Origin of the sequence: Psychrobacillus sp. BM2, from assembly GCF_048572895.1 — a bacterium.
GTDB lineage: Bacteria > Bacillota > Bacilli > Bacillales_A > Planococcaceae > Psychrobacillus.
Map to the genome: position 1 here is coordinate 3,496,964 of NZ_CP183878.1, position 26,198 is coordinate 3,523,161.

12 protein-coding genes and 8 rRNA genes are annotated in these 26,198 nt (G+C 43.9%); 3 read left to right on the forward strand and 17 right to left on the reverse strand.

Annotated features, from left to right (window positions below; all coding sequences use genetic code 11):
• Positions 1-44: 44 nt before the first annotated feature.
• On the reverse strand, positions 45-1,208 hold the full coding sequence (locus tag ACN6MX_RS17115; protein ID WP_419960033.1) for a PstS family phosphate ABC transporter substrate-binding protein: 1,164 nt from the start codon (positions 1,206-1,208) through the stop codon (positions 45-47).
• Between the two features lie 17 nt (positions 1,209-1,225).
• Positions 1,226-1,681 carry a helix-turn-helix transcriptional regulator gene (locus ACN6MX_RS17120; protein ID WP_419962655.1) on the reverse strand — a complete coding sequence of 152 codons (456 nt, stop codon included), beginning with the start codon at positions 1,679-1,681 and terminating at the stop codon, positions 1,226-1,228.
• A 205-nt stretch (positions 1,682-1,886) separates the two neighbouring features.
• Here ACN6MX_RS17120 and ACN6MX_RS17125 point away from each other — a divergent pair, with 205 nt between their 5' ends.
• Positions 1,887-4,019: a M28 family peptidase gene (locus tag ACN6MX_RS17125; RefSeq protein ID WP_419960034.1), complete on the forward strand. Its 2,133-nt coding sequence runs from the start codon at positions 1,887-1,889 to the stop codon at positions 4,017-4,019.
• Between the two features lie 58 nt (positions 4,020-4,077).
• Here ACN6MX_RS17125 and ACN6MX_RS17130 read toward each other — a convergent pair whose 3' ends face one another.
• From ACN6MX_RS17130 to ACN6MX_RS17140, 3 genes are all read right to left on the reverse strand, one after another.
• Entirely contained in the window at positions 4,078-5,037 is a 960-nt protein-coding gene (locus ACN6MX_RS17130) for a D-2-hydroxyacid dehydrogenase family protein (RefSeq protein WP_419960035.1), read from the reverse strand.
• A 13-nt stretch (positions 5,038-5,050) separates the two neighbouring features.
• The gene (locus ACN6MX_RS17135) at positions 5,051-5,785 is read right to left on the reverse strand and encodes a sulfite exporter TauE/SafE family protein (RefSeq protein ID WP_419960036.1); all 735 of its coding nucleotides are present in this window, start codon (positions 5,783-5,785) and stop codon (positions 5,051-5,053) included.
• A 255-nt stretch (positions 5,786-6,040) separates the two neighbouring features.
• Positions 6,041-7,021 carry a GNAT family N-acetyltransferase gene (locus ACN6MX_RS17140; RefSeq protein ID WP_419960037.1) on the reverse strand — a complete coding sequence of 327 codons (981 nt, stop codon included), beginning with the start codon at positions 7,019-7,021 and terminating at the stop codon, positions 6,041-6,043.
• A gap of 50 nt (positions 7,022-7,071) precedes the next feature.
• Between ACN6MX_RS17140 and ACN6MX_RS17145 the strand changes: the two genes are divergently transcribed.
• Positions 7,072-8,214, forward strand: coding sequence for an FAD-dependent monooxygenase (locus ACN6MX_RS17145; protein WP_419960038.1), 1,143 nt, complete (start codon positions 7,072-7,074; stop codon positions 8,212-8,214).
• Between the two features lie 34 nt (positions 8,215-8,248).
• Here ACN6MX_RS17145 and ACN6MX_RS17150 read toward each other — a convergent pair whose 3' ends face one another.
• Genes ACN6MX_RS17150 through ACN6MX_RS17165 form a run of 4 tightly spaced genes read right to left on the reverse strand, consistent with a single transcriptional unit; the run spans position 8,249 to position 10,911 of the window.
• Complete coding sequence (locus ACN6MX_RS17150) at positions 8,249-8,941, reverse strand: hypothetical protein (protein WP_419960039.1); 693 nt, start codon at positions 8,939-8,941, stop codon at positions 8,249-8,251.
• Positions 8,938-9,669, reverse strand: a complete 732-nt coding sequence (locus ACN6MX_RS17155) for a hypothetical protein (protein WP_419960040.1) — start codon at positions 9,667-9,669, stop codon at positions 8,938-8,940. Before ACN6MX_RS17155 ends, ACN6MX_RS17150 begins: the two co-directional genes overlap by 4 nt.
• The gene (locus ACN6MX_RS17160) at positions 9,653-10,540 is read right to left on the reverse strand and encodes an ATP-binding cassette domain-containing protein (RefSeq protein ID WP_419960041.1); all 888 of its coding nucleotides are present in this window, start codon (positions 10,538-10,540) and stop codon (positions 9,653-9,655) included. The genes ACN6MX_RS17155 and ACN6MX_RS17160 overlap by 17 nt, the downstream gene beginning before the upstream one ends.
• Positions 10,540-10,911: a GntR family transcriptional regulator gene (locus ACN6MX_RS17165; RefSeq protein ID WP_419960042.1), complete on the reverse strand. Its 372-nt coding sequence runs from the start codon at positions 10,909-10,911 to the stop codon at positions 10,540-10,542. The genes ACN6MX_RS17160 and ACN6MX_RS17165 overlap by 1 nt, the downstream gene beginning before the upstream one ends.
• A 188-nt stretch (positions 10,912-11,099) precedes the next feature.
• Between ACN6MX_RS17165 and ACN6MX_RS17170 the strand changes: the two genes are divergently transcribed.
• Positions 11,100-11,453, forward strand: coding sequence for a VOC family protein (locus ACN6MX_RS17170; RefSeq protein WP_419960043.1), 354 nt, complete (start codon positions 11,100-11,102; stop codon positions 11,451-11,453).
• 116 nt (positions 11,454-11,569) lie between these two features.
• Here ACN6MX_RS17170 and rrf (ACN6MX_RS17175) read toward each other — a convergent pair.
• The 8 genes from rrf (ACN6MX_RS17175) to ACN6MX_RS17210 all read right to left on the reverse strand — a co-directional run bounded on the left by rrf (ACN6MX_RS17175) (position 11,570) and on the right by ACN6MX_RS17210 (position 26,180).
• A 5S ribosomal RNA gene (gene rrf / locus ACN6MX_RS17175) occupies positions 11,570-11,685 on the reverse strand.
• Positions 11,686-11,868: 183 nt separating this feature from the next.
• Positions 11,869-14,797: ribosomal RNA gene (locus ACN6MX_RS17180) — 23S ribosomal RNA — on the reverse strand.
• Positions 14,798-14,992: 195 nt separating this feature from the next.
• Positions 14,993-16,546 (reverse strand): 16S ribosomal RNA (locus ACN6MX_RS17185).
• Positions 16,547-17,326: 780 nt separating this feature from the next.
• Positions 17,327-17,442: ribosomal RNA gene (gene rrf, locus ACN6MX_RS17190) — 5S ribosomal RNA — on the reverse strand.
• Between the two features lie 183 nt (positions 17,443-17,625).
• Positions 17,626-20,554, reverse strand: a 23S ribosomal RNA gene (locus tag ACN6MX_RS17195).
• Between the two features lie 195 nt (positions 20,555-20,749).
• A 16S ribosomal RNA gene (locus ACN6MX_RS17200) occupies positions 20,750-22,303 on the reverse strand.
• Between the two features lie 779 nt (positions 22,304-23,082).
• Positions 23,083-23,198, reverse strand: a 5S ribosomal RNA gene (rrf, locus tag ACN6MX_RS17205).
• Positions 23,199-23,251: 53 nt separating this feature from the next.
• Positions 23,252-26,180 (reverse strand): 23S ribosomal RNA (locus tag ACN6MX_RS17210).
• Together the 16S, 23S and 5S rRNA genes form the textbook arrangement of a ribosomal RNA operon.
• Between the last annotated feature and the right edge of the window lie 18 nt (positions 26,181-26,198).

Here is a 26,198-nt window from a genome sequence, read left to right on the forward strand (position 1 = left end):
TAATTAAACTGAGGTTTACTTGCTCAAAATGGAGTTTAGGGCTTTTAATTTTTGTTAGGTACATAGCCTACTTTTTCCACAAGTGCTTGCCCCTGTTCTGATAAAATCCATTCTATCAATGGCTCCACATTCGGATTGTCCGTTCCAGCCGTTACAATATAGAATTCAGATGCTATTGGATAGATATCTGCTCGAATATTCTCTTTCGTCGGTGCCACTCCATTTATTTCTAACAACTTGATCTGATCATTATCGACCATTTCTTTGGAATAAAACCTAAATGTAAAGCCAATTGCATTTTTATAATTTCTATACTGAGATACCTCACTTATGATTCCGTCCATTCCAGTAACGATATCCTCTGAAGGTGGCTTCATCATTGGCATTCCCTTCATAAGTGATTGAAGCGCAGATTGTGAGCCACTGTCTTCTGGTCGTTGGAAAGCTCGAATTGTATCATCCTTGCCCCCAAGCTGCTCCCAATTGGTCACCTTCCCCATATATATATCTGTTATTTGATCAACTGTAAGGTTATTAACAGGATTTTTTTGATTGACGAAAAAGACAAATGCTTCTCGACCAATAGGTGTCATAGTAAGCTCCAATCCTTTTTGCTCTGCGGTTTTCTTTTGAGATGCCGAAGGAGCTGCAGCGAAAATCATGTCAACCTTTCCACTAAAGAGATTCTCATAAGCATACGGTGTTGTACTCACCATTACTTCACTATCGTAAGATGGATACGATTTTTCAGGATACGTTGCTTCTGCAATTGCAGCGTATAATGGATACAGCGCAGTTGCACCATCCAATTTTGGTAGGTCTTCCGTAAGCTGAAGTGTCGCCTTCTCTTTTAACGTAGTAACTTTGCCAAATTGTGAAAATGGTTCATACTTACTTATATCCACTTCGGCATCTACAGTCGGTATTAAGTGAGTATATACATCTTTTAATGGCGCAATTGTACTTATTAATATTGCTGCTCCTGCGATACTTCCGAAGATAATTTTCCTTTTTTTTGTTTGAAAAAAATGAAGTATATTAAATACAATCAATAGATATAACACGATTCCGACAGTTATTAGTAATGCAATATAGTCGATCTTCCCCATGAGGAGCAGAAAAAACGCACCGAAACCTACAAAGAACACCATTCCAATTAAAGCAAAAATAGAAAGTAATACCCCAGCAAATTTTGACTCTGCTTTCATCCCAATTCCCCCAGTTGTTATTCAGTTTTGAATAGTTCATTTAGCCGGATAGCCGTTTCCTCTTCATCAAACGAACTAAACCAACGATAATTTTTGTCATCTAAAATTCGATAATGCTGACTGATGATATTTTGCTGCATTCGGAAATTCCCCTTTGAATTTATTTCCTTCCACCATACACGACCACCCATCGATTTGTCCTTTGGTCGATTAATGCCATCATGTGCAATTGTTTCGATTACTTCTAATGGCTCATCTCCTAACACAGACTGCAATATTTCACTATCACGAAACAATGCACAAACCGCGATTACACTTGTCCACCCTGCTAGCACTCTTTCTTTTTCTATTTGGACAAGCGTTTTCTTCGAGATTCCCATAATACTTGCCATTTTATCCTGTGAATAGCCTTTTTCAAGTCGAATCATTCGGATCCTCAAAGAAATAAGCTGAATTACATATTCTTTGTCCATTGCCATACACTACCCCTTTAAAAATGAATTTTCGTTCCAATTAGTGTAATTTTACACTAATTGTGTAAATCGAACAATACATTTTGTGTTTTTTCTTTTATTTATAGGGAATAAAGTGAATTAGAATATTAAAAAGTATTGATATTAAGCGATTATTGTCGTTTAATTATCTAGTTGTAAAAAAAATTGTAAAGGACTGTGATACATGAACAAGATTATGGGAGGATTAGCAGCAACATTGTTAATCACTTTAACATTAGGAGCTTGTACTCCTAAAGAAGAGGCTGTGCCTGAGAAGAAATTGATCGACGGAAATGAAAAATATCTATCCGCTGTGGATGTCGATTATGCTTTTGAGTTCACGAAGAGCCTAGAAGAATTTAAAACGAATGAAAAGCTTGGTTATCGAACTGCTGGATCAGGGGCAGAGCTGAAGACTGGGGAAAAAATTGCTGAAGAAATGAAGAAAATTGGACTTACTGAAGTGACAAAGGACGAGTTCACCTTAGACACATGGGAATTTGAAAAAGCTGACCTAACGTTCGTGGATGAAAACGGCGAAGAGCATCTGGCTGTTTTAGGGGCTTACCAAGTAAATTTCGATACGGATGGTGTGAAGGATCTTGAAATTGTCTACGGTGGTAAAGGGACTGCTGATGATTTAGCAAATCTCGATGTCGAAGGTAAGCTAGTTTTAGTTGACATAAATCAACGTGAGGAGTGGTGGATTAACTACCCTGCTTATCAAGCACATTTAAAAGGAGCCGCTGCAGTAATCGCAGTTCAGGAAGCTGGATATGCGGAAACGGATGAAGATGCGCTTAATGCTCAGGATGTCTGTGGACCAGATGATGCTCCTGCCTTTTCTATGTCTCAAACAGATGCAAATCAACTGAAGAAAGCTTTAGAATCTAGTGAGAATGGTACGATGACTGTAAAATTCGATGCTAAATCTACTGTAAAAATGGATGGAAAGTCGTATAACTATTACGGAAAAATTATCGGTAAAGACCCAGAGTCATATATCATTTTGTCTGCTCACTACGATTCTTACTTCACAGGATTCCAGGATGACCATGCAGCTATCGGATTAATGATGGGTGTAGCTAAAGGTCTAGTAGACAGTGGGTATCAACCAGAAAAAACTATTATTTTCAATGCACTTGCTGCGGAGGAATGGGGAGTTTCTAACTCTCGCTATGACTGGTCAACCGGTGCGTACAATCAGATATTCAATATCCACCCTGAATGGGTTGGAAAAGCATTTGCTAATATGAACTTTGAGCTTCCAGCCTATGAGCATACAACGCAAGATGAAATACGTTCTGTCTACGAATTGGATAATTATTTAACGGAATTCGCAAAAAATGTACCGAGCGTGGATGGTGTCTATAACGATGGCATTTCCGTCGTTTCTCCGCTACGCACATGGTCAGATGATTTCTCATTTGGTATTGCTGGTGTGCCAGCCCTTCGCAACGATTTCCAAGACAGTGATTTCATGCGTACTCATTATCATTCACAATTTGATAACGAGGACACATATAATGCGGAAGCATTTAAATTCCATTTGAATCTATACGGATTACTTTCCATGCATTACGATCAAACAGCAGTCGTTCCATTAGATTTCACAACACGTTTGACGGAAATGAAAAAAGTAATTGACGCTGATGCATATGGACAAGCCTATGTTTCTTCCGAACAATTAGTTGCAGAGATTGACAAAGCAATTGCTCTTGCAGAAGAAGTAAATACAAAGGTTGCAAAAGTAAATGACGAATATCTTGCTGCTTTAACTGAGGAAGATACAGAAGCAGCACATAAATTATATGAAGATAGCCGTGAATTGAATAGCGGTCTCCTCGCTGCTTTCAAATATGCTGAGGACCAATTCGTTCGCTTAACATGGGAGGATGTACAAATATTCCCACACGAGCATTCACAACACAATATTACCAACCTTGCACTAGCTATTGATGCTTTAAATGAAGGCGATATAACTACTGCGATTGATGAATATCTATGGGCTATCGATAACAATTGGTACGCATACGATTTTGATAAAGAAGTATTCGATTATTTCACAGACTATGTGCTAGAAGCTCCTAAGGAAAAACTTATGTGGGGTGAAGGCAGAATTGTCGGTCATGAAGACTTATTCGATCCAATAAACTCATTGATCGAAAAAAGTGAACAAGAAGGTGCTGATGTATCCGCTGAACTAGCGACTCTAAACGAAGCACTTGAAAGACAAAAAGCATTACTGCAAACAACTACAGATGAAGAAACAATCGCTGTACAAGAGCTTGGTAAACAACTAGAAGCATTAAAATAAAATAGAAAAAGGCTATCTGAGTGTTATAAACTCGGATAGTCTTTCTTTGTCTATATATTTAATTTAAGGAACGAATTACTTGTCCATCCAAGTACCCTTCAATATCTTCTATTGCTTCACGGAAATACGTCGTGTAGTTTTTTCCTGTTACATATCCTAAATGTGGAGTGGCTAATACGTTAGGCAATGTTCGGAATGGATGGTTCGTTGGTAGCGGCTCGATATCGAATACATCTAATCCGGCTCCAGCAATCCAGTTTTCATGAAGCGCTTTTAGGAGTGCCTGTTGGTCAACTATGCCCGATCGAGAGGTATTAACTAAATAAGCTGAGCCTTTCATGTGTTGTAAGTCCTTTTCACTTATAAGCCCTCTAGTTCTATCGCTTAGCACTAGATGAATGGTGACGTAATCACTCGTCTTTAACAACTCTTCTTTCGAACTCGCCAACTGAACACCTAGCTTATCTGTCTGCTCCTTCGTTAAGTTTTGACTCCAAGCAATAACATCCATCCCAAAAGCTTTCGCTATAGTTGCCATTCGACCGCCTATTTTTCCTAGCCCAAGAATACCTAGACGCTTCCCATATAAATCCGTCCCAATCGTACTCTGCCATAACCCATTATTACGAAGGCTATCGTTTTCTTTCCTTATTTGACGTGCTAAGTTTAGTATTAAAGCCCAAGTTAACTCTGTGGGTGGCTCTGAAGAACTCGCAGTCCCACAAACAGCGACCCCATGAGCAGATGCAGCCACAAGGTCAATCGATGCATTTCTCATTCCAGAAGTAATCAGCAATTTAAGCTTCGGTAGCTTTTCAAAAAGAGTTACTCCAAAAGGTGTACGCTCTCGCATAACAATTACTATCTCCGCATCACGAATGGATTCTACTAGTTCATTTTCATCATTAAAGTGCTGAGAAAACGATACAATCTCGACCTTCTTTGTAATAGCTGACCAGTCTGCAATTTTTAAGGCAACTTGCTGGTAATCATCTAAAATAGCACAGCGTATCCTCATACTAACTCCTCCTTTATTTCAAATAGTCCACTACAATTTGCACTATAAGTAATATGGTAACCACTCGTAATAATGGCTTAATATGCTGCGCTTTTAATTTCCTTGCTAGGCGAAGTCCAAGCTGAGCACCTATTATTGCACCTAGCATTAATGCAAGTGTAACTGGCCACAATATTTTACCAGTAGAAATATAAGTAATTGATGCACCAAAGCAGCTAGAAAATACACCAATTCGAGCAAGTCCCACAGCCCGTATATATGCAATTTTTTCACTTGCGTACAAGTACAGTGCTAGAGTACTGCTCCCTGGACCAAACATGCCGTCGTACATTCCAATCCCTAGTAATGCTGGCGCTGTTTTTTTATTTAGCTTGAAGGTTTCAGTTCCAGCAAAATTCCCTTTTCCCATAAAGGAGGTAACAAAGGCGAAGCTCAATAAAATAATAGCAATTATCATTAGTACCTCTCCACTTAGAAAAGATGCAATGAGCCCTCCTATTATTCCTCCTCCTAAACAAAATACCAATACCGAGATTGCCTCTTTACCGGTTACCTCTTTTTTTGTGAAGATCACTAGGAAACTCGAAAGCGAGCTAACTGTATTAGATACTTTATTTGCCCCTATGGCAGAGTGCACTGGCAACCCCATTAATAGCATCATCGGCAGGCTTATAAGCCCCCCACCTCCAACTAAGGTACCAACTACATTCCCCACAATTCCTATAATGAAAAATATTAAAAACTCCATATAAATGCCTTCTTTCTATTCATTTAGCATACCTCGGCTCCTATCATTAGTAAATTCGATAGTTATTATCGTTTTCCATATGAAAAACTTATCATATTTGAAAGGATTATTTGTCCTCATAAGGGAAGAAGTAAAAATCTGTGAAAGTAATGAAAGTGAAACTGGCAAGGTCGAGCAATCGATATCAGGATTTGGGCGAGTTTCACCCCCCTATCATTGATCGTTTCTAAAAATAAATCCTCCTTTTCAGGAGGATTATATTTTTCTTTTGTATTTTAATGAAACCGCATTATCTTCCGCTTCGTTTTCATAAGCCTGTAATTCATATTGAAAAGTAAATTCCCGCGCTTCATAAAACGGTATACCCATTTGATTTCCTTTTGTGACAGAAACCCATTGTTCATGTGCTTCGTACTCAGTGCGTTGTACATCTGTTAAATAATCAAGTAATTTCGTCCCAATACCTTGACCTCGTTTTGCTGGATGCAAATAAAGAACATAAACCTCAGCTACTCCATCTTCATCTACTCCACCACCGATTGCGCCGACAATTTCATTATTCAACAATGCTACAAAATAGCCATTCCAATCTCTATTTGTATCTTTAATTTCCTTTGAAATCCTCTCCACAGTATAAAATTTCTCTATAACTCTTTCTATGTAATCATTTGAATATAAATTTCTATACGTATTCCATTGAGCAGCTACACAAACATCCACAATCCCTTGTTCATCACCAGATTGTGCTTTGCGAATCTCCATAATATCTAATGAAAGTGACATAGCAATTTGTGTACCAGATCTTCCATTAAACCGTCTAGCCTCATCGATAAAACCAGATTTTGCATATACAGCCTGTGCCACTTTGTTTGCTTCATTCACTCCAAGTACAATTCTTTTTACATTTAGAAAGTGCTTAGCTACAAAGGCATGTAGTAGCTTCATAGACTTTTGCGCAATTCCCCTCCCCTGGTAAGCAGGATGTATAGAATATCCTCTAAGTAAAATACTCTCTGCCAAATCTGTATAATTGAATTTATCCTCGCCGGTATCTAGCACGAAAAAGCCGGCAACTTGATCGTCTTCCGTTATAATAATAGAAGTATACGTTGCATTTGTTTGAGCTCTTCCTAGTAATTCTAATGGATGTCCAGTGAATGAAAGATGCTCTTCCGATAATGGATAATTCTCTAACGATTTACGATAACTGTCATTATAAATAGTAAGCCTAATCATATTCCACCCCTTTTAAATTAGAATATCACAAGAGGAGGAGGTATTACCAAATGAAAATAGCAATAATAGGTGGTGGTATCGGGGGACCCTGTGCTGCCGTTACTTTACAAAAACAAGGACTTTCTGTTCAAGTATTTGAGGCAAGCTCTACCTTTCAGCCAGTTGGTGCCGGTATTGGAATAGGATCTAACGCTTTGCAGGCACTGATGGAAATTGGTGTTGGAGAAGACGTAATCACGAATGGCCATGTACTTCATACACAGGTGTTTCAAGATCAATATGGGAAATCTTTAAATACGATTGATTTCACCGTTCTAAAAAAGCTTTATGGACAAGAAAATATTACTATTCATCGTGCTGATTTGCATAGATCTTTTCTTAAAGCACTTAAACCCAATACACTTCATTTCAATAAAAAATGCATATCTGTCGACCAAAACAATGCTCAAGTAACCATCCATTTTGATAACGATACTACAGTGACCGCCGACTTACTTATAGTCGCCGACGGTATCAATTCATCTATCCGTCAACAGTTTGTTCCAGGTTCCATTCCTAGGTTCGCTGGCTATACATGCTGGAGAGGCATTACAGAAAACAAAGGAAGGGTCGATGAATACACCTCCACCGAATTATGGTCTACTAAAGGACGATTTGGAATGGCTCCTATGAAAAACGGATTAGTATATTGGTTCGCTTGCATTAATACAACTGCAAGAAATTCACAATTTCAAAATCTCTCTTCTCAAGAAATCGGGGAATTATTTGACCATTTTCCGGAGGTTGTACAAGATATAATAACTACTACAAATCTTGAAGACATTCTTCTTCACGATATTTCTGATATTAAACCGCTACGTCAATTTGTTTTCGGGAGAGTTGTTCTATTAGGGGATGCCGCTCATGCTACTACCCCGAATATGGGACAAGGTGCAGGACAAGCAATTGAAGATGCCATTGTTCTGGGAAATGGCTTCAAACAATTTGAACATGTGGATAAGGTGTTAGCATTTTACGAGGAAAAGCGAGTTACCCGCACTGCAAAAGTAATCCGCCTTTCTCGTCAAATAGGTGCAGCAGCCCAAATTCAATCCCAACCACTCGCTGCCACACGAGATTTTTTATTCCCTTTTATCCCCTCAAAATTTTTAATGGGTCGATTGAAATTCTTATTTGACGTGAAATTAAAATAAAGTGCCTTGCATATAGTGGGCACTTTATTTTTTATTAATATATTTGCAGTCCTAATGGGTCCACAATTTCTATATGTTTCGGGACTTTTAAGTGAATATATGTGAAACCTCTTACCATTCTAATTTCCTCATCAAGTAATGACTGTTTTAAAGAATACAATTCATTTGAAAACAATTCTAAATTAAGCTCTTGCCCGTGAGGCTCATGAATGACTAACTGATCTCCATTCCAGTCCAATTCATTAAGTGGAATTCTGTCCTCAATTTTTAGTCCATATACATTTATATGAGTTCTATATTCTATCCCTTCTACTTTAAGATCAGTAGAATCTATCCATTCCACTACCACTTTTGTTGAGTATGGATCATTTCCTTTATATTCGAGAGTTAATGTATTTCCACGCAATTCATGAGACCATTCTTCCTTAAGAAACTTCTGATTCAATTTATTTTCTTCTAGTTTAAGTAAAGATTTTTGAAAAGAATTATTTTCCGTTTGTAATTGTACTAACTCTTCAACTGATAATTTTTCTAACATATTTTCTTTTGGTAAAAGTTCATATACAACACCTGAAGCGATTAGTATACCGACATAGACAGTTATAATAATTTTATTTAGACGTAAGTTCCCTTTATATTTTACTTTTTTCGTTAGATAAAGAACAATGATTATTCCGATGACTATAGGTATTAATCCAATAAATAGAATCAGCCATGTATTACTCATGCTCTAACCCCCAAACGATTTGAGATTGCAGTGGATGTCGCAAAGAGCAATATCGTTATGACGAAAATCTTTATAACAAGTATCAGTAATGAACCGTTCTCAACAAAAATAGATTCTGATATCCTAATCCAAATACCAGTTATTAACAACAGAACAATAATTACTAGTGCACCAAAGAACAGTAGCTTATGCTTTTGAAACAAAGTGCCAGCTATATATCCTATGGAGCTGAACATCCATAAAAGAATTATCATTGCTAGAATAGTTAGGAAAGAATTAATAGGATCCCCTAGTATAGTAGTACCTTCTACAATTTCATTATTGCTATTGAAAGTTAAAAAGATACGCATTAGATAACCTGATAGGAAAGTAGTTACACCTGCAAAGCAACTAAAAATTAATAGAACAATACAATTAGCAATACTACTGCTAAGACGAGTTGCCACAAACGAAAAGTCATCATATCGATACGCTTTAGTTGTAATTAGGTTTCCCACTGAAATAGCTAGTAATGAAACAAAAAGAAAACCAATATCAATCGAGGATATATTGACACTAATAGAAGTATTATTAAGAGACGTTCCACTACCTCCTGCTTCGCCTGCGAAAAGTATCCCTAATATTTGTAAAATTATTAACGAATAAACTAATCCGTTATATGCATTGAGTTTAAACTTTACTTGTGCTTTTACAACACTAGCTAAGCTACTATTACTTAAAAACATCATCGATTCCGCCTTTCGCTTCATTCGTCATATGCATGCATACTTCACTAGCAGATAACTCTTGAATGACGGCACCCTCTAAACGAGCTCTCTCCAGCTTAGAGTTATTCTTAACCACTACATACTGCCTTTGCCCATCAACTCTTTTTGAGTGAAGAATTTCTTCCCCCACTGTCCATCTTTCCACATCAGCAATTGGTCCCTGAACAGCTACCGCATATTCCTTCACTTCATCGAAAGATTGATGCAATACAACCTTCCCATTATGAATTAATAAAATATCCTCTAGTAGATGCTCTATTTCTGCTAAATGGTGGCTAGAGATTAAAATAGAACGAGGATGTGCAATATAATCCTTTAGTAAAGCTCTATAAAAGTCTTTCCGAACCGCTTCATCCATTCCGTTTGTTGGTTCATCAAACATCGTTAACTCACATCGGGTTGACAATCCAAAAATCATATTGAATGTAGCCCTTGCACCTTTGGATAACTTACAATGCTGTTGCTTGGAATTCAACTTAAAGTATTGAAATAATCGAGCAGCAAGCTGTGCATCCCACCTTTTATAAAAAGCTGGAGCACTTTGTAATATCTCATCTAAAGAAAGGGAGTCTGGAAAAGTCATTTGATCATCCACCAAAATACTGTTTGCGGAAACCATTAAGTTATTATAAGGGTTTTTCCCAAAGACGCTCACTTCACCCACCTTATGTTTAGTTAAGCCTGCCAGTATTTTAAGCAAAGTGGTCTTCCCGGCACCATTGCGTCCAATAAGCCCAGTAATCTTTTGTTCTGTCAGTTGAAACGTTATTTCCTCTAAAGCATTAGTCCGTCGAAAACCTTTACTTAACTTTTGACAATCTATCACATTCATTAGATCTCCTCCTCGCAATTATGGATGAGTTGTATTAGTTCCTCTTTTGTTACCGATAACCTTTTTGCTTCTAAAACGATGTCTGTCACCATTTTTGTCAATGTCTCATTTCTTCGTTTTTCCAGAATCATCTTTTTAGCTTCTGGTGCTACGAACATCCCAAGTCCCCTTTTCTTATATAAAATATTATCTTCAACTAGTATTGTTAGTCCTTTAGCAGCTGTAGCCGGATTAATATTAAAAAGCTCAGCCAGCTGATATTGCGAATATACTTTTTCGACATCTTTAAAACGCTCTGCTATGATCTCATTTTCCAGCCACTCCGCAATTTGCACATATATCGGCTTAGTACTATCGGTATTTATAATCACCTGAGGTTAATCTCCTCTCATTTGAAAATTAGTGCATTAGTGTTGTAATGTAGTATATAATATCAATTGAAAATTGTCTAGTTTAATTTGGAATTATAATCCACTTCCATTTGCTTACATTGTCCTTTAAAAAGGAATTTACAAAGTAATAGAGAATAAATATATATAAGAAATGAGGGATATAATTTATGAAATTAGGACAAGTCGCAGTAAATGTAGAAAACGTAGAACGAGCTGTTTCATTTTATAAGGATGTTATTAAATTATCCTTATTATTTGAAATGGATGGTCTAGCACTTTTTCAATGTGGAGATACAAGACTTCTATTAAGTAGACCTGAAATGGAGGAATTCAATCATCCAAGCTCTGTCTTGTATTTTCAAGTAGATGATTTAAATAGTGAAGTTTCTAGAATGAAGGATGCAGGAGCTACTTTTATAGATGAACCACATATGGTTGCAAAGGTCGGGGAGACTGAGACATGGATGGCTTTCTTTAAAGACACTGAAGGTAATACACACGCCTTAATGAATGAGAGTTAAATAAAAAAGGTTCAGTACAGTAATTGTGCTGAAACTTTAGGAAGAGTTGTCTTCGTTTTTTTCTAAAACACAAAAAAGCCGCTACCGATATAACCGATAACGACTTTTTATTTGGTGCCCAGCGACGTCCTACTCTCACAGGGGGAGACCCCCAACTACCATCGGCGCTGAAGAGCTTAACTTCCGTGTTCGGTATGGGAACGGGTGTGACCTCTTCGCCATCATCACTAGACTCTTCGGCTTTCAATACACATCGTACTTCTTCGTCAACTGCATTCGTTCGGTCAGTCACATACCTTAGTATGCTCCTTTCCTCTCTCAATTGTTTCCTCGAATTACTCGTGTCTTGAAACCCTCATATATAGAGTGCTTGTTCACTCAAAACTGGATAAACGACATTGGAACTGAAACAAATTTGGTTAAGTCCTCGATCGATTAGTATTCGTCAGCTGCACGTGTCGCCACGCTTCCACCCCGAACCTATCTACCTCATCGTCTTTGAGGGATCTTACTTACTTGCGTAATGGGAAATCTCATCTTGAGGGGGGCTTCGTGCTTAGATGCTTTCAGCACTTATCCCGTCCACACATAGCTACCCAGCGATGCTCTTGGCAGAACAACTGGTACACCAGCGGTGTGTCCATCCCGGTCCTCTCGTACTAAGGACAGCTCCTCTCAAATTTCCTACGCCCACGACGGATAGGGACCGAACTGTCTCACGACGTTCTGAACCCAGCTCGCGTACCGCTTTAATGGGCGAACAGCCCAACCCTTGGGACCGACTACAGCCCCAGGATGCGATGAGCCGACATCGAGGTGCCAAACCTCCCCGTCGATGTGGACTCTTGGGGGAGATAAGCCTGTTATCCCCGGGGTAGCTTTTATCCGTTGAGCGATGGCCCTTCCATGCGGAACCACCGGATCACTAAGCCCGTCTTTCGACCCTGCTCGACTTGTAGGTCTCGCAGTCAAGCTCCCTTCTGCCTTTACACTCTTCGAATGATTTCCAACCATTCTGAGGGAACCTTTGGGCGCCTCCGTTACACTTTAGGAGGCGACCGCCCCAGTCAAACTACCCGCCTGACACTGTCTCCTACCCGGGTTACGGGTATGGGTTAGAATTTCAATACAACCAGGGCAGTATCCCACCGACGCCTCCTCCGAAGCTGGCGCTCCGGGCTCTAAGGCTCCTGCCTATCCTGTACAAGTTGCACCAAAATTCAATATCAAGCTATAGTAAAGCTCCACGGGGTCTTTCCGTCCTGTCGCGGGTAACCTGCATCTTCACAGGTACTATAATTTCACCGAGTCTCTCGTTGAGACAGTGCCCAGATCGTTACGCCTTTCGTGCGGGTCGGAACTTACCCGACAAGGAATTTCGCTACCTTAGGACCGTTATAGTTACGGCCGCCGTTTACTGGGGCTTCAATTCGCACCTTCGCTTGCGCTAAGCACTCCTCTTAACCTTCCAGCACCGGGCAGGCGTCAGCCCCTATACTTCACCTTACGGTTTTGCAGAGACCTGTGTTTTTGCTAAACAGTCGCCTGGGCCTATTCACTGCGGCTCTTCTAGGCTATGCACCCAAAAGAGCACCCCTTCTCCCGAAGTTACGGGGTCATTTTGCCGAGTTCCTTAACGAGAGTTCTCTCGCTCACCTTAGGATTCTCTCCTCGACTACCTGTGTCGGTTTGCGGTACGGGCACCTATCACCTCGCTAGAGGCTTTTCTTGGCAGTGTGAAATCAGGAACTCCGGACATACGTCCTCGCCATCACAGCTCAATGTTAGAGAATGCGGATTTGCCTACATTCACACCTTACTGCTTGGACATGCATAACCAACAGCATGCTTACCCTATCCTTCTGCGTCCCCCCATTACTCAAACGGTGGTTTGGTGGTACAGGAATATCAACCTGTTATCCATCGCCTACGCCTATCGGCCTCGGCTTAGGTCCCGACTAACCCTGAGCGGACGAGCCTTCCTCAGGAAACCTTAGTCATACGGTGGACGGGATTCTCACCCGTCTTTCGCTACTCATACCGGCATTCTCACTTCTAAGCGCTCCACCAGTCCTTCCGGTCTGACTTCAACGCCCTTAGAACGCTCTCCTACCACTGATACCATAGGTATCAATCCACAGCTTCGGTGATTTGTTTAGCCCCGATACATTTTCGGCGCAGCGTCACTCGACCAGTGAGCTATTACGCACTCTTTAAATGATGGCTGCTTCTAAGCCAACATCCTGGTTGTCTAAGCAACGCCACATCCTTTTCCACTTAACAAATACTTTGGGACCTTAGCTGGTGGTCTGGGCTGTTTCCCTCTTGACTACGGATCTTATCACTCGCAGTCTGACTCCCAAACATAAATCATTGGCATTCGGAGTTTGTCTGAATTCGGTAACCCGGGATGGGCCCCTAGTCCAAACAGTGCTCTACCTCCAAGATTCTAACGTTTGAGGCTAGCCCTAAAGCTATTTCGGAGAGAACCAGCTATCTCCAGGTTCGATTGGAATTTCTCCGCTACCCACACCTCATCCCCGCACTTTTCAACGTGCGTGGGTTCGGACCTCCAGTAAGTGTTACCTTACCTTCATCCTGGACATGGGTAGATCACCTGGTTTCGGGTCTACGACCACATACTCATTCGCCCTATTCAGACTCGCTTTCGCTGCGGCTCCGTCTTCTCAACTTAACCTTGCATGTAATCGTAACTCGCCGGTTCATTCTACAAAAGGCACGCTATCACCCATTAACGGGCTCTAACTACTTGTAGGCACACGGTTTCAGGATCTATTTCACTCCCCTTCCGGGGTGCTTTTCACCTTTCCCTCACGGTACTGGTTCACTATCGGTCACTAGGTAGTATTTAGCCTTGGGAGATGGTCCTCCCGGATTCCGACGGAATTTCACGTGTTCCGCCGTACTCAGGATACACTCAAGAGAGAATGAATTTTGGACTACGGGGCTTTTACCCTATCCTGCGGACCTTTCCAGATCGCTTCGTCTAACTCATTCCTTTGTAACTCTATGTAGAGTGTCCTACAACCCCAAGAGGCAAGCCTCTTGGTTTGGGCTATTCCCGTTTCGCTCGCCGCTACTCAGGGAATCGATTTTTCTTTCTCTTCCTCCAGGTACTTAGATGTTTCAGTTCCCTGGGTGTGTCTCAGATGCGCTATGTATTCACGCAAATGTACTGCTCCATTACGAACAGTGGGTTTCCCCATTCGGAAATCTCCGGATCAAAGCTCACTTACAGCTCCCCGAAGCATATCGGTGTTAGTGCCGTCCTTCGTCGACTCCTAGTGCCAAGGCATTCACCGTGCGCCCTTATTAACTTAACCTAAAAGTTAAAAAGTCTTACACGTTGTGATTACGTAAATAATCACAACAGAATTTCTTGTTGTTTATTGTTTCAATGTCGTTTTATCCAGTTTTCAAAGAACAAGTATCGAATCTTCATATAAAATGAACATTCAAAACTGAACTGCAAAACGTTAAGATACAGATAAAAATCTGTATTCCGATATTATCCTTAGAAAGGAGGTGATCCAGCCGCACCTTCCGATACGGCTACCTTGTTACGACTTCACCCCAATCATCTGTCCCACCTTCGGCGGCTGGCTCCCGTAAGGGTTACCCCACCGACTTCGGGTGTTACAAACTCTCGTGGTGTGACGGGCGGTGTGTACAAGGCCCGGGAACGTATTCACCGTGGCATGCTGATCCACGATTACTAGCGATTCCGGCTTCATGTAGGCGAGTTGCAGCCTACAATCCGAACTGAGAACGGTTTTATGGGATTTGCTCACCCTCGCGGGGTTGCGACCCTCTGTACCGTCCATTGTAGCACGTGTGTAGCCCAGGTCATAAGGGGCATGATGATTTGACGTCATCCCCACCTTCCTCCGGTTTATCACCGGCAGTCACCTTAGAGTGCCCAACTGAATGCTGGCAACTAAGATCAAGGGTTGCGCTCGTTGCGGGACTTAACCCAACATCTCACGACACGAGCTGACGACAACCATGCACCACCTGTCACCGCTGTCCCCGAAGGGAAAACCCTATCTCTAGAGCGGTCAGCGGGATGTCAAGACCTGGTAAGGTTCTTCGCGTTGCTTCGAATTAAACCACATGCTCCACCGCTTGTGCGGGCCCCCGTCAATTCCTTTGAGTTTCAGTCTTGCGACCGTACTCCCCAGGCGGAGTGCTTAATGCGTTAGCTGCAGCACTAAGGGGCGGAAACCCCCTAACACTTAGCACTCATCGTTTACGGCGTGGACTACCAGGGTATCTAATCCTGTTTGCTCCCCACGCTTTCGCGCCTCAGCGTCAGTTACAGACCAGAAAGCCGCCTTCGCCACTGGTGTTCCTCCAAATCTCTACGCATTTCACCGCTACACTTGGAATTCCGCTTTCCTCTTCTGTACTCAAGTCCCCCAGTTTCCAATGACCTTCCACGGTTGAGCCGTGGGATTTCACATCAGACTTAAAGGACCGCCTGCGCGCGCTTTACGCCCAATAATTCCGGACAACGCTTGCCACCTACGTATTACCGCGGCTGCTGGCACGTAGTTAGCCGTGGCTTTCTAATGAGGTACCGTCAAGGTACGAGCAGTTACTCTCGTACTTGTTCTTCCCTCACAACAGAGTTTTACGATCCGAAAACCTTCTTCACTCACGCGGCATTGCTCCATCAGACTTTCGTCCATTGTGGAAGATTCCCTACTGCTGCCTCCCGTAGGAGTCTGGGCCGTGTCTCAGTCCCAGTGTGGCCGATCACCCTCTCAGGTCGGCTACGCATCGTCGCCTTGGTGAGCCGTTACCTCACCAACTAGCTAATGCGCCGCGGGCCCATCCTGTAGTGACAGCCGAAACCGTCTTTTAACATCTCCCCATGAGAGGAAATGGATTATTCGGTATTAGCCCCGGTTTCCCGGAGTTATCCCAATCTACAGGGCAGGTTGCCCACGTGTTACTCACCCGTCCGCCGCTAAATCAGAAGAAGCAAGCTTCTTCGTCATTCGCTCGACTTGCATGTATTAGGCATGCCGCCAGCGTTCGTCCTGAGCCAGGATCAAACTCTCCATAATAGAGAACTTAAAAAGCTCATTTGTTTTGCTGGCATCATCATTAAATGATGTCAAAAATTGTTTTGCTATCGAACTAACAAGTTAGTTGATAAGCTGTATTTCTTAACGTTTTGCATGTTCAGTTTTCAATGTTCACATTGTTATGATGTCGTTTTGACAACTTATATATCATATCAAACCCTGATATCTTTGTCAACAACCTTTTTTAATTGTTTTTCGTGTAGGCCACTAATCAAAATGACAACTTGATAACTATACCACTTATTTTTAACCTTGGCAAGGGAATTTTAATTTTTTTTGAGAACTTCGTATTTAATATAAAGAAGACAGCTGTAATTTTAACCTTATTATAAGTAAACTACATCCTATTCAATTTTATTAGCACAAAGTAAGATCTTCGAGTTCAACACAAAAACAATACGAATTACCGATTATTAAAATGAGTGATCTGGTACACGCTCGCTCCGTGGTCTCTACTTACTCCCTCAAACTTTTGCAGTTCTACTCAAATACCTTTATATAGAGTGAAGTTGCCTTCGGCATTATTATGATTCCTTTATATCTTATTGATATTACCATGCGTTTAAATGAAATTAATCCTGTAGATGTGTAAATACACGAAATCCTTCTTAGGTTGAATAAAAATACTTTACCACTATTCACTCTTTTTATTCGATTTCTCTTAGTATCTTGACGCAAATCAATAGCATTATTCCAATTTCTTTATAAACACACAAAAAAGCCGCTACCAATTTTACTCGGTAACGACTTTTTTTTGGTGCCCAGCGACGTCCTACTCTCACAGGGGGAGACCCCCAACTACCATCGGCGCTGAAGAGCTTAACTTCCGTGTTCGGTATGGGAACGGGTGTGACCTCTTCGCCATCATCACTAGACTCTTCGGCTTTCAATACACATCGTACTTCTTCGTCAACTGCATTCGTTCGGTCAGTCACATACCTTAGTATGCTCCTTTCCTCTCTCAATTGTTTCCTCGAATTACTCGTGTCTTGAAACCCTCATATATAGAGTGCTTGTTCACTCAAAACTGGATAAACGACATTGGAACTGAAACAAATTTGGTTAAGTCCTCGATCGATTAGTATTCGTCAGCTGCACGTGTCGCCACGCTTCCACCCCGAACCTATCTACCTCATCGTCTTTGAGGGATCTTACTTACTTGCGTAATGGGAAATCTCATCTTGAGGGGGGCTTCGTGCTTAGATGCTTTCAGCACTTATCCCGTCCACACATAGCTACCCAGCGATGCTCTTGGCAGAACAACTGGTACACCAGCGGTGTGTCCATCCCGGTCCTCTCGTACTAAGGACAGCTCCTCTCAAATTTCCTACGCCCACGACGGATAGGGACCGAACTGTCTCACGACGTTCTGAACCCAGCTCGCGTACCGCTTTAATGGGCGAACAGCCCAACCCTTGGGACCGACTACAGCCCCAGGATGCGATGAGCCGACATCGAGGTGCCAAACCTCCCCGTCGATGTGGACTCTTGGGGGAGATAAGCCTGTTATCCCCGGGGTAGCTTTTATCCGTTGAGCGATGGCCCTTCCATGCGGAACCACCGGATCACTAAGCCCGTCTTTCGACCCTGCTCGACTTGTAGGTCTCGCAGTCAAGCTCCCTTCTGCCTTTACACTCTTCGAATGATTTCCAACCATTCTGAGGGAACCTTTGGGCGCCTCCGTTACACTTTAGGAGGCGACCGCCCCAGTCAAACTACCCGCCTGACACTGTCTCCTACCCGGGTTACGGGTATGGGTTAGAATTTCAATACAACCAGGGCAGTATCCCACCGACGCCTCCTCCGAAGCTGGCGCTCCGGGCTCTAAGGCTCCTGCCTATCCTGTACAAGTTGCACCAAAATTCAATATCAAGCTATAGTAAAGCTCCACGGGGTCTTTCCGTCCTGTCGCGGGTAACCTGCATCTTCACAGGTACTATAATTTCACCGAGTCTCTCGTTGAGACAGTGCCCAGATCGTTACGCCTTTCGTGCGGGTCGGAACTTACCCGACAAGGAATTTCGCTACCTTAGGACCGTTATAGTTACGGCCGCCGTTTACTGGGGCTTCAATTCGCACCTTCGCTTGCGCTAAGCACTCCTCTTAACCTTCCAGCACCGGGCAGGCGTCAGCCCCTATACTTCACCTTACGGTTTTGCAGAGACCTGTGTTTTTGCTAAACAGTCGCCTGGGCCTATTCACTGCGGCTCTTCTAGGCTATGCACCCAAAAGAGCACCCCTTCTCCCGAAGTTACGGGGTCATTTTGCCGAGTTCCTTAACGAGAGTTCTCTCGCTCACCTTAGGATTCTCTCCTCGACTACCTGTGTCGGTTTGCGGTACGGGCACCTATCACCTCGCTAGAGGCTTTTCTTGGCAGTGTGAAATCAGGAACTCCGGACATACGTCCTCGCCATCACAGCTCAATGTTAGAGAATGCGGATTTGCCTACATTCACACCTTACTGCTTGGACATGCATAACCAACAGCATGCTTACCCTATCCTTCTGCGTCCCCCCATTACTCAAACGGTGGTTTGGTGGTACAGGAATATCAACCTGTTATCCATCGCCTACGCCTATCGGCCTCGGCTTAGGTCCCGACTAACCCTGAGCGGACGAGCCTTCCTCAGGAAACCTTAGTCATACGGTGGACGGGATTCTCACCCGTCTTTCGCTACTCATACCGGCATTCTCACTTCTAAGCGCTCCACCAGTCCTTCCGGTCTGACTTCAACGCCCTTAGAACGCTCTCCTACCACTGATACCATAGGTATCAATCCACAGCTTCGGTGATTTGTTTAGCCCCGATACATTTTCGGCGCAGCGTCACTCGACCAGTGAGCTATTACGCACTCTTTAAATGATGGCTGCTTCTAAGCCAACATCCTGGTTGTCTAAGCAACGCCACATCCTTTTCCACTTAACAAATACTTTGGGACCTTAGCTGGTGGTCTGGGCTGTTTCCCTCTTGACTACGGATCTTATCACTCGCAGTCTGACTCCCAAACATAAATCATTGGCATTCGGAGTTTGTCTGAATTCGGTAACCCGGGATGGGCCCCTAGTCCAAACAGTGCTCTACCTCCAAGATTCTAACGTTTGAGGCTAGCCCTAAAGCTATTTCGGAGAGAACCAGCTATCTCCAGGTTCGATTGGAATTTCTCCGCTACCCACACCTCATCCCCGCACTTTTCAACGTGCGTGGGTTCGGACCTCCAGTAAGTGTTACCTTACCTTCATCCTGGACATGGGTAGATCACCTGGTTTCGGGTCTACGACCACATACTCATTCGCCCTATTCAGACTCGCTTTCGCTGCGGCTCCGTCTTCTCAACTTAACCTTGCATGTAATCGTAACTCGCCGGTTCATTCTACAAAAGGCACGCTATCACCCATTAACGGGCTCTAACTACTTGTAGGCACACGGTTTCAGGATCTATTTCACTCCCCTTCCGGGGTGCTTTTCACCTTTCCCTCACGGTACTGGTTCACTATCGGTCACTAGGTAGTATTTAGCCTTGGGAGATGGTCCTCCCGGATTCCGACGGAATTTCACGTGTTCCGCCGTACTCAGGATACACTCAAGAGAGAATGAATTTTGGACTACGGGGCTTTTACCCTATCCTGCGGACCTTTCCAGATCGCTTCGTCTAACTCATTCCTTTGTAACTCTATGTAGAGTGTCCTACAACCCCAAGAGGCAAGCCTCTTGGTTTGGGCTATTCCCGTTTCGCTCGCCGCTACTCAGGGAATCGATTTTTCTTTCTCTTCCTCCAGGTACTTAGATGTTTCAGTTCCCTGGGTGTGTCTCAGATGCGCTATGTATTCACGCAAATGTACTGCTCCATTACGAACAGTGGGTTTCCCCATTCGGAAATCTCCGGATCAAAGCTCACTTACAGCTCCCCGAAGCATATCGGTGTTAGTGCCGTCCTTCGTCGACTCCTAGTGCCAAGGCATTCACCGTGCGCCCTTATTAACTTAACCTAAAAGTTAAAAAGTCTTACACGTTGTGATTACGTAAATAATCACAACAGAATTTCTTGTTGTTTATTGTTTCAATGTCGTTTTATCCAGTTTTCAAAGAACAAGTATCGAATCTTCATATAAAATGAACATTCAAAACTGAACTGCAAAACGTTAAGATACAGATAAAGATCTGTATTCCGATATTATCCTTAGAAAGGAGGTGATCCAGCCGCACCTTCCGATACGGCTACCTTGTTACGACTTCACCCCAATCATCTGTCCCACCTTCGGCGGCTGGCTCCCGTAAGGGTTACCCCACCGACTTCGGGTGTTACAAACTCTCGTGGTGTGACGGGCGGTGTGTACAAGGCCCGGGAACGTATTCACCGTGGCATGCTGATCCACGATTACTAGCGATTCCGGCTTCATGTAGGCGAGTTGCAGCCTACAATCCGAACTGAGAACGGTTTTATGGGATTTGCTCACCCTCGCGGGGTTGCGACCCTCTGTACCGTCCATTGTAGCACGTGTGTAGCCCAGGTCATAAGGGGCATGATGATTTGACGTCATCCCCACCTTCCTCCGGTTTATCACCGGCAGTCACCTTAGAGTGCCCAACTGAATGCTGGCAACTAAGATCAAGGGTTGCGCTCGTTGCGGGACTTAACCCAACATCTCACGACACGAGCTGACGACAACCATGCACCACCTGTCACCGCTGTCCCCGAAGGGAAAACCCTATCTCTAGAGCGGTCAGCGGGATGTCAAGACCTGGTAAGGTTCTTCGCGTTGCTTCGAATTAAACCACATGCTCCACCGCTTGTGCGGGCCCCCGTCAATTCCTTTGAGTTTCAGTCTTGCGACCGTACTCCCCAGGCGGAGTGCTTAATGCGTTAGCTGCAGCACTAAGGGGCGGAAACCCCCTAACACTTAGCACTCATCGTTTACGGCGTGGACTACCAGGGTATCTAATCCTGTTTGCTCCCCACGCTTTCGCGCCTCAGCGTCAGTTACAGACCAGAAAGCCGCCTTCGCCACTGGTGTTCCTCCAAATCTCTACGCATTTCACCGCTACACTTGGAATTCCGCTTTCCTCTTCTGTACTCAAGTCCCCCAGTTTCCAATGACCTTCCACGGTTGAGCCGTGGGATTTCACATCAGACTTAAAGGACCGCCTGCGCGCGCTTTACGCCCAATAATTCCGGACAACGCTTGCCACCTACGTATTACCGCGGCTGCTGGCACGTAGTTAGCCGTGGCTTTCTAATGAGGTACCGTCAAGGTACGAGCAGTTACTCTCGTACTTGTTCTTCCCTCACAACAGAGTTTTACGATCCGAAAACCTTCTTCACTCACGCGGCATTGCTCCATCAGACTTTCGTCCATTGTGGAAGATTCCCTACTGCTGCCTCCCGTAGGAGTCTGGGCCGTGTCTCAGTCCCAGTGTGGCCGATCACCCTCTCAGGTCGGCTACGCATCGTCGCCTTGGTGAGCCGTTACCTCACCAACTAGCTAATGCGCCGCGGGCCCATCCTGTAGTGACAGCCGAAACCGTCTTTTAACATCTCCCCATGAGAGGAAATGGATTATTCGGTATTAGCCCCGGTTTCCCGGAGTTATCCCAATCTACAGGGCAGGTTGCCCACGTGTTACTCACCCGTCCGCCGCTAAATCAGAAGAAGCAAGCTTCTTCGTCATTCGCTCGACTTGCATGTATTAGGCATGCCGCCAGCGTTCGTCCTGAGCCAGGATCAAACTCTCCATAATAGAGAACTTAAAAAGCTCATTTGTTTTGCTGGCATCATCATTAAATGATGTCAAAAATTGTTTTGCTATCGAACTAACAAGTTAGTTGATAAGCTGTATTTCTTAACGTTTTGCATGTTCAGTTTTCAATGTTCACATTGTTTGATGTCGTTTTGACAACTTATATATCATATCAAACCCTGATATCTTTGTCAACAACCTTTTTTAATTGTTTTTCGTGTAGGCCACTAATCAAAATGACAACTTGATAAGTATACCACTTATTTTTAACCTTGGCAAGGGAATTTTAATTTTTTTTGAGAACTTCGTATTTAATATAAAGAAGACAGCTGTAATTTTAACCTTATTATAAGTAAACTACATCCTATTCAATTTTATTAGCACAAAGTAAGATCTTCGAGTTCAACACAAAAACAATACGAATTACCGATTATTAAAATGAGTGATCTGGTACACGCTCGCTCCGTGGTCTCTACTTACTCCCTCAAACTTTTGCAGTTCTACTCAAATACCTTTATATAGAGTGAAGTTGCCTTCGGCATTATTATGATTCCTTTATATCTTATTGATATTACCATGCGTTTAAATGAAATTAATCCTGTAGATGTGTAAATACACGAAATCCTTCTTAGGTTGAATAAAAATACTTTACCACTATTCACTCTTTTTATTCGATTTCTCTTAGTATCTTGACGCAAATCAATAGCATTATTCCAATTTCTTTATAAACACACAAAAAAGCCGCTACCAATTTTACTCGGTAACGACTTTTTTTTGGTGCCCAGCGACGTCCTACTCTCACAGGGGGAGACCCCCAACTACCATCGGCGCTGAAGAGCTTAACTTCCGTGTTCGGTATGGGAACGGGTGTGACCTCTTCGCCATCATCACTAGACAGATGAGTTGTTCACTCAAAACTGGATAAACGACATTGGAACTGAAACAAATTTGGTTAAGTCCTCGATCGATTAGTATTCGTCAGCTGCACGTGTCGCCACGCTTCCACCCCGAACCTATCTACCTCATCGTCTTTGAGGGATCTTACTTACTTGCGTAATGGGAAATCTCATCTTGAGGGGGGCTTCGTGCTTAGATGCTTTCAGCACTTATCCCGTCCACACATAGCTACCCAGCGATGCTCTTGGCAGAACAACTGGTACACCAGCGGTGTGTCCATCCCGGTCCTCTCGTACTAAGGACAGCTCCTCTCAAATTTCCTACGCCCACGACGGATAGGGACCGAACTGTCTCACGACGTTCTGAACCCAGCTCGCGTACCGCTTTAATGGGCGAACAGCCCAACCCTTGGGACCGACTACAGCCCCAGGATGCGATGAGCCGACATCGAGGTGCCAAACCTCCCCGTCGATGTGGACTCTTGGGGGAGATAAGCCTGTTATCCCCGGGGTAGCTTTTATCCGTTGAGCGATGGCCCTTCCATGCGGAACCACCGGATCACTAAGCCCGTCTTTCGACCCTGCTCGACTTGTAGGTCTCGCAGTCAAGCTCCCTTCTGCCTTTACACTCTTCGAATGATTTCCAACCATTCTGAGGGAACCTTTGGGCGCCTCCGTTACACTTTAGGAGGCGACCGCCCCAGTCAAACTACCCGCCTGACACTGTCTCCTACCCGGGTTACGGGTATGGGTTAGAATTTCAATACAACCAGGGCAGTATCCCACCGACGCCTCCTCCGAAGCTGGCGCTCCGGGCTCTAAGGCTCCTGCCTATCCTGTACAAGTTGCACCAAAATTCAATATCAAGCTATAGTAAAGCTCCACGGGGTCTTTCCGTCCTGTCGCGGGTAACCTGCATCTTCACAGGTACTATAATTTCACCGAGTCTCTCGTTGAGACAGTGCCCAGATCGTTACGCCTTTCGTGCGGGTCGGAACTTACCCGACAAGGAATTTCGCTACCTTAGGACCGTTATAGTTACGGCCGCCGTTTACTGGGGCTTCAATTCGCACCTTCGCTTGCGCTAAGCACTCCTCTTAACCTTCCAGCACCGGGCAGGCGTCAGCCCCTATACTTCACCTTACGGTTTTGCAGAGACCTGTGTTTTTGCTAAACAGTCGCCTGGGCCTATTCACTGCGGCTCTTCTAGGCTATGCACCCAAAAGAGCACCCCTTCTCCCGAAGTTACGGGGTCATTTTGCCGAGTTCCTTAACGAGAGTTCTCTCGCTCACCTTAGGATTCTCTCCTCGACTACCTGTGTCGGTTTGCGGTACGGGCACCTATCACCTCGCTAGAGGCTTTTCTTGGCAGTGTGAAATCAGGAACTCCGGACATACGTCCTCGCCATCACAGCTCAATGTTAGAGAATGCGGATTTGCCTACATTCACACCTTACTGCTTGGACATGCATAACCAACAGCATGCTTACCCTATCCTTCTGCGTCCCCCCATTACTCAAACGGTGGTTTGGTGGTACAGGAATATCAACCTGTTATCCATCGCCTACGCCTATCGGCCTCGGCTTAGGTCCCGACTAACCCTGAGCGGACGAGCCTTCCTCAGGAAACCTTAGTCATACGGTGGACGGGATTCTCACCCGTCTTTCGCTACTCATACCGGCATTCTCACTTCTAAGCGCTCCACCAGTCCTTCCGGTCTGACTTCAACGCCCTTAGAACGCTCTCCTACCACTGATACCATAGGTATCAATCCACAGCTTCGGTGATTTGTTTAGCCCCGATACATTTTCGGCGCAGCGTCACTCGACCAGTGAGCTATTACGCACTCTTTAAATGATGGCTGCTTCTAAGCCAACATCCTGGTTGTCTAAGCAACGCCACATCCTTTTCCACTTAACAAATACTTTGGGACCTTAGCTGGTGGTCTGGGCTGTTTCCCTCTTGACTACGGATCTTATCACTCGCAGTCTGACTCCCAAACATAAATCATTGGCATTCGGAGTTTGTCTGAATTCGGTAACCCGGGATGGGCCCCTAGTCCAAACAGTGCTCTACCTCCAAGATTCTAACGTTTGAGGCTAGCCCTAAAGCTATTTCGGAGAGAACCAGCTATCTCCAGGTTCGATTGGAATTTCTCCGCTACCCACACCTCATCCCCGCACTTTTCAACGTGCGTGGGTTCGGACCTCCAGTAAGTGTTACCTTACCTTCATCCTGGACATGGGTAGATCACCTGGTTTCGGGTCTACGACCACATACTCATTCGCCCTATTCAGACTCGCTTTCGCTGCGGCTCCGTCTTCTCAACTTAACCTTGCATGTAATCGTAACTCGCCGGTTCATTCTACAAAAGGCACGCTATCACCCATTAACGGGCTCTAACTACTTGTAGGCACACGGTTTCAGGATCTATTTCACTCCCCTTCCGGGGTGCTTTTCACCTTTCCCTCACGGTACTGGTTCACTATCGGTCACTAGGTAGTATTTAGCCTTGGGAGATGGTCCTCCCGGATTCCGACGGAATTTCACGTGTTCCGCCGTACTCAGGATACACTCAAGAGAGAATGAATTTTGGACTACGGGGCTTTTACCCTATCCTGCGGACCTTTCCAGATCGCTTCGTCTAACTCATTCCTTTGTAACTCTATGTAGAGTGTCCTACAACCCCAAGAGGCAAGCCTCTTGGTTTGGGCTATTCCCGTTTCGCTCGCCGCTACTCAGGGAATCGATTTTTCTTTCTCTTCCTCCAGGTACTTAGATGTTTCAGTTCCCTGGGTGTGTCTCAGATGCGCTATGTATTCACGCAAATGTACTGCTCCATTACGAACAGTGGGTTTCCCCATTCGGAAATCTCCGGATCAAAGCTCACTTACAGCTCCCCGAAGCATATCGGTGTTAGTGCCGTCCTTCGTCGACTCCTAGTGCCAAGGCATTCACCGTGCGCCCTTATTAACTTAACCTAAAAGTTAAAAAGTCTT

Excerpts from the sequence above, each read along its gene's own strand:
- ACN6MX_RS17170 (WP_419960043.1), top strand. The coding sequence starts at position 11,100 with ATGAAATTAGGACAAGTCGCAGTAAATGTAGAAAACGTAGAACGAGCT.
- ACN6MX_RS17115 (WP_419960033.1), bottom strand. The coding sequence starts at position 1,208 with ATGAAAGCAGAGTCAAAATTTGCTGGGGTATTACTTTCTATTTTTGCT.
- ACN6MX_RS17155 (WP_419960040.1), bottom strand. The coding sequence starts at position 9,669 with ATGATGTTTTTAAGTAATAGTAGCTTAGCTAGTGTTGTAAAAGCACAA.
- ACN6MX_RS17150 (WP_419960039.1), bottom strand. The coding sequence starts at position 8,941 with ATGAGTAATACATGGCTGATTCTATTTATTGGATTAATACCTATAGTC.
- ACN6MX_RS17140 (WP_419960037.1), bottom strand. The coding sequence starts at position 7,021 with ATGATTAGGCTTACTATTTATAATGACAGTTATCGTAAATCGTTAGAG.
- ACN6MX_RS17125 (WP_419960034.1), top strand. The coding sequence starts at position 1,887 with ATGAACAAGATTATGGGAGGATTAGCAGCAACATTGTTAATCACTTTA.
- ACN6MX_RS17145 (WP_419960038.1), top strand. The coding sequence starts at position 7,072 with ATGAAAATAGCAATAATAGGTGGTGGTATCGGGGGACCCTGTGCTGCC.
- ACN6MX_RS17120 (WP_419962655.1), bottom strand. The coding sequence starts at position 1,681 with ATGGACAAAGAATATGTAATTCAGCTTATTTCTTTGAGGATCCGAATG.
- ACN6MX_RS17160 (WP_419960041.1), bottom strand. The coding sequence starts at position 10,540 with ATGAATGTGATAGATTGTCAAAAGTTAAGTAAAGGTTTTCGACGGACT.
- ACN6MX_RS17130 (WP_419960035.1), bottom strand. The coding sequence starts at position 5,037 with ATGAGGATACGCTGTGCTATTTTAGATGATTACCAGCAAGTTGCCTTA.
- ACN6MX_RS17135 (WP_419960036.1), bottom strand. The coding sequence starts at position 5,785 with ATGGAGTTTTTAATATTTTTCATTATAGGAATTGTGGGGAATGTAGTT.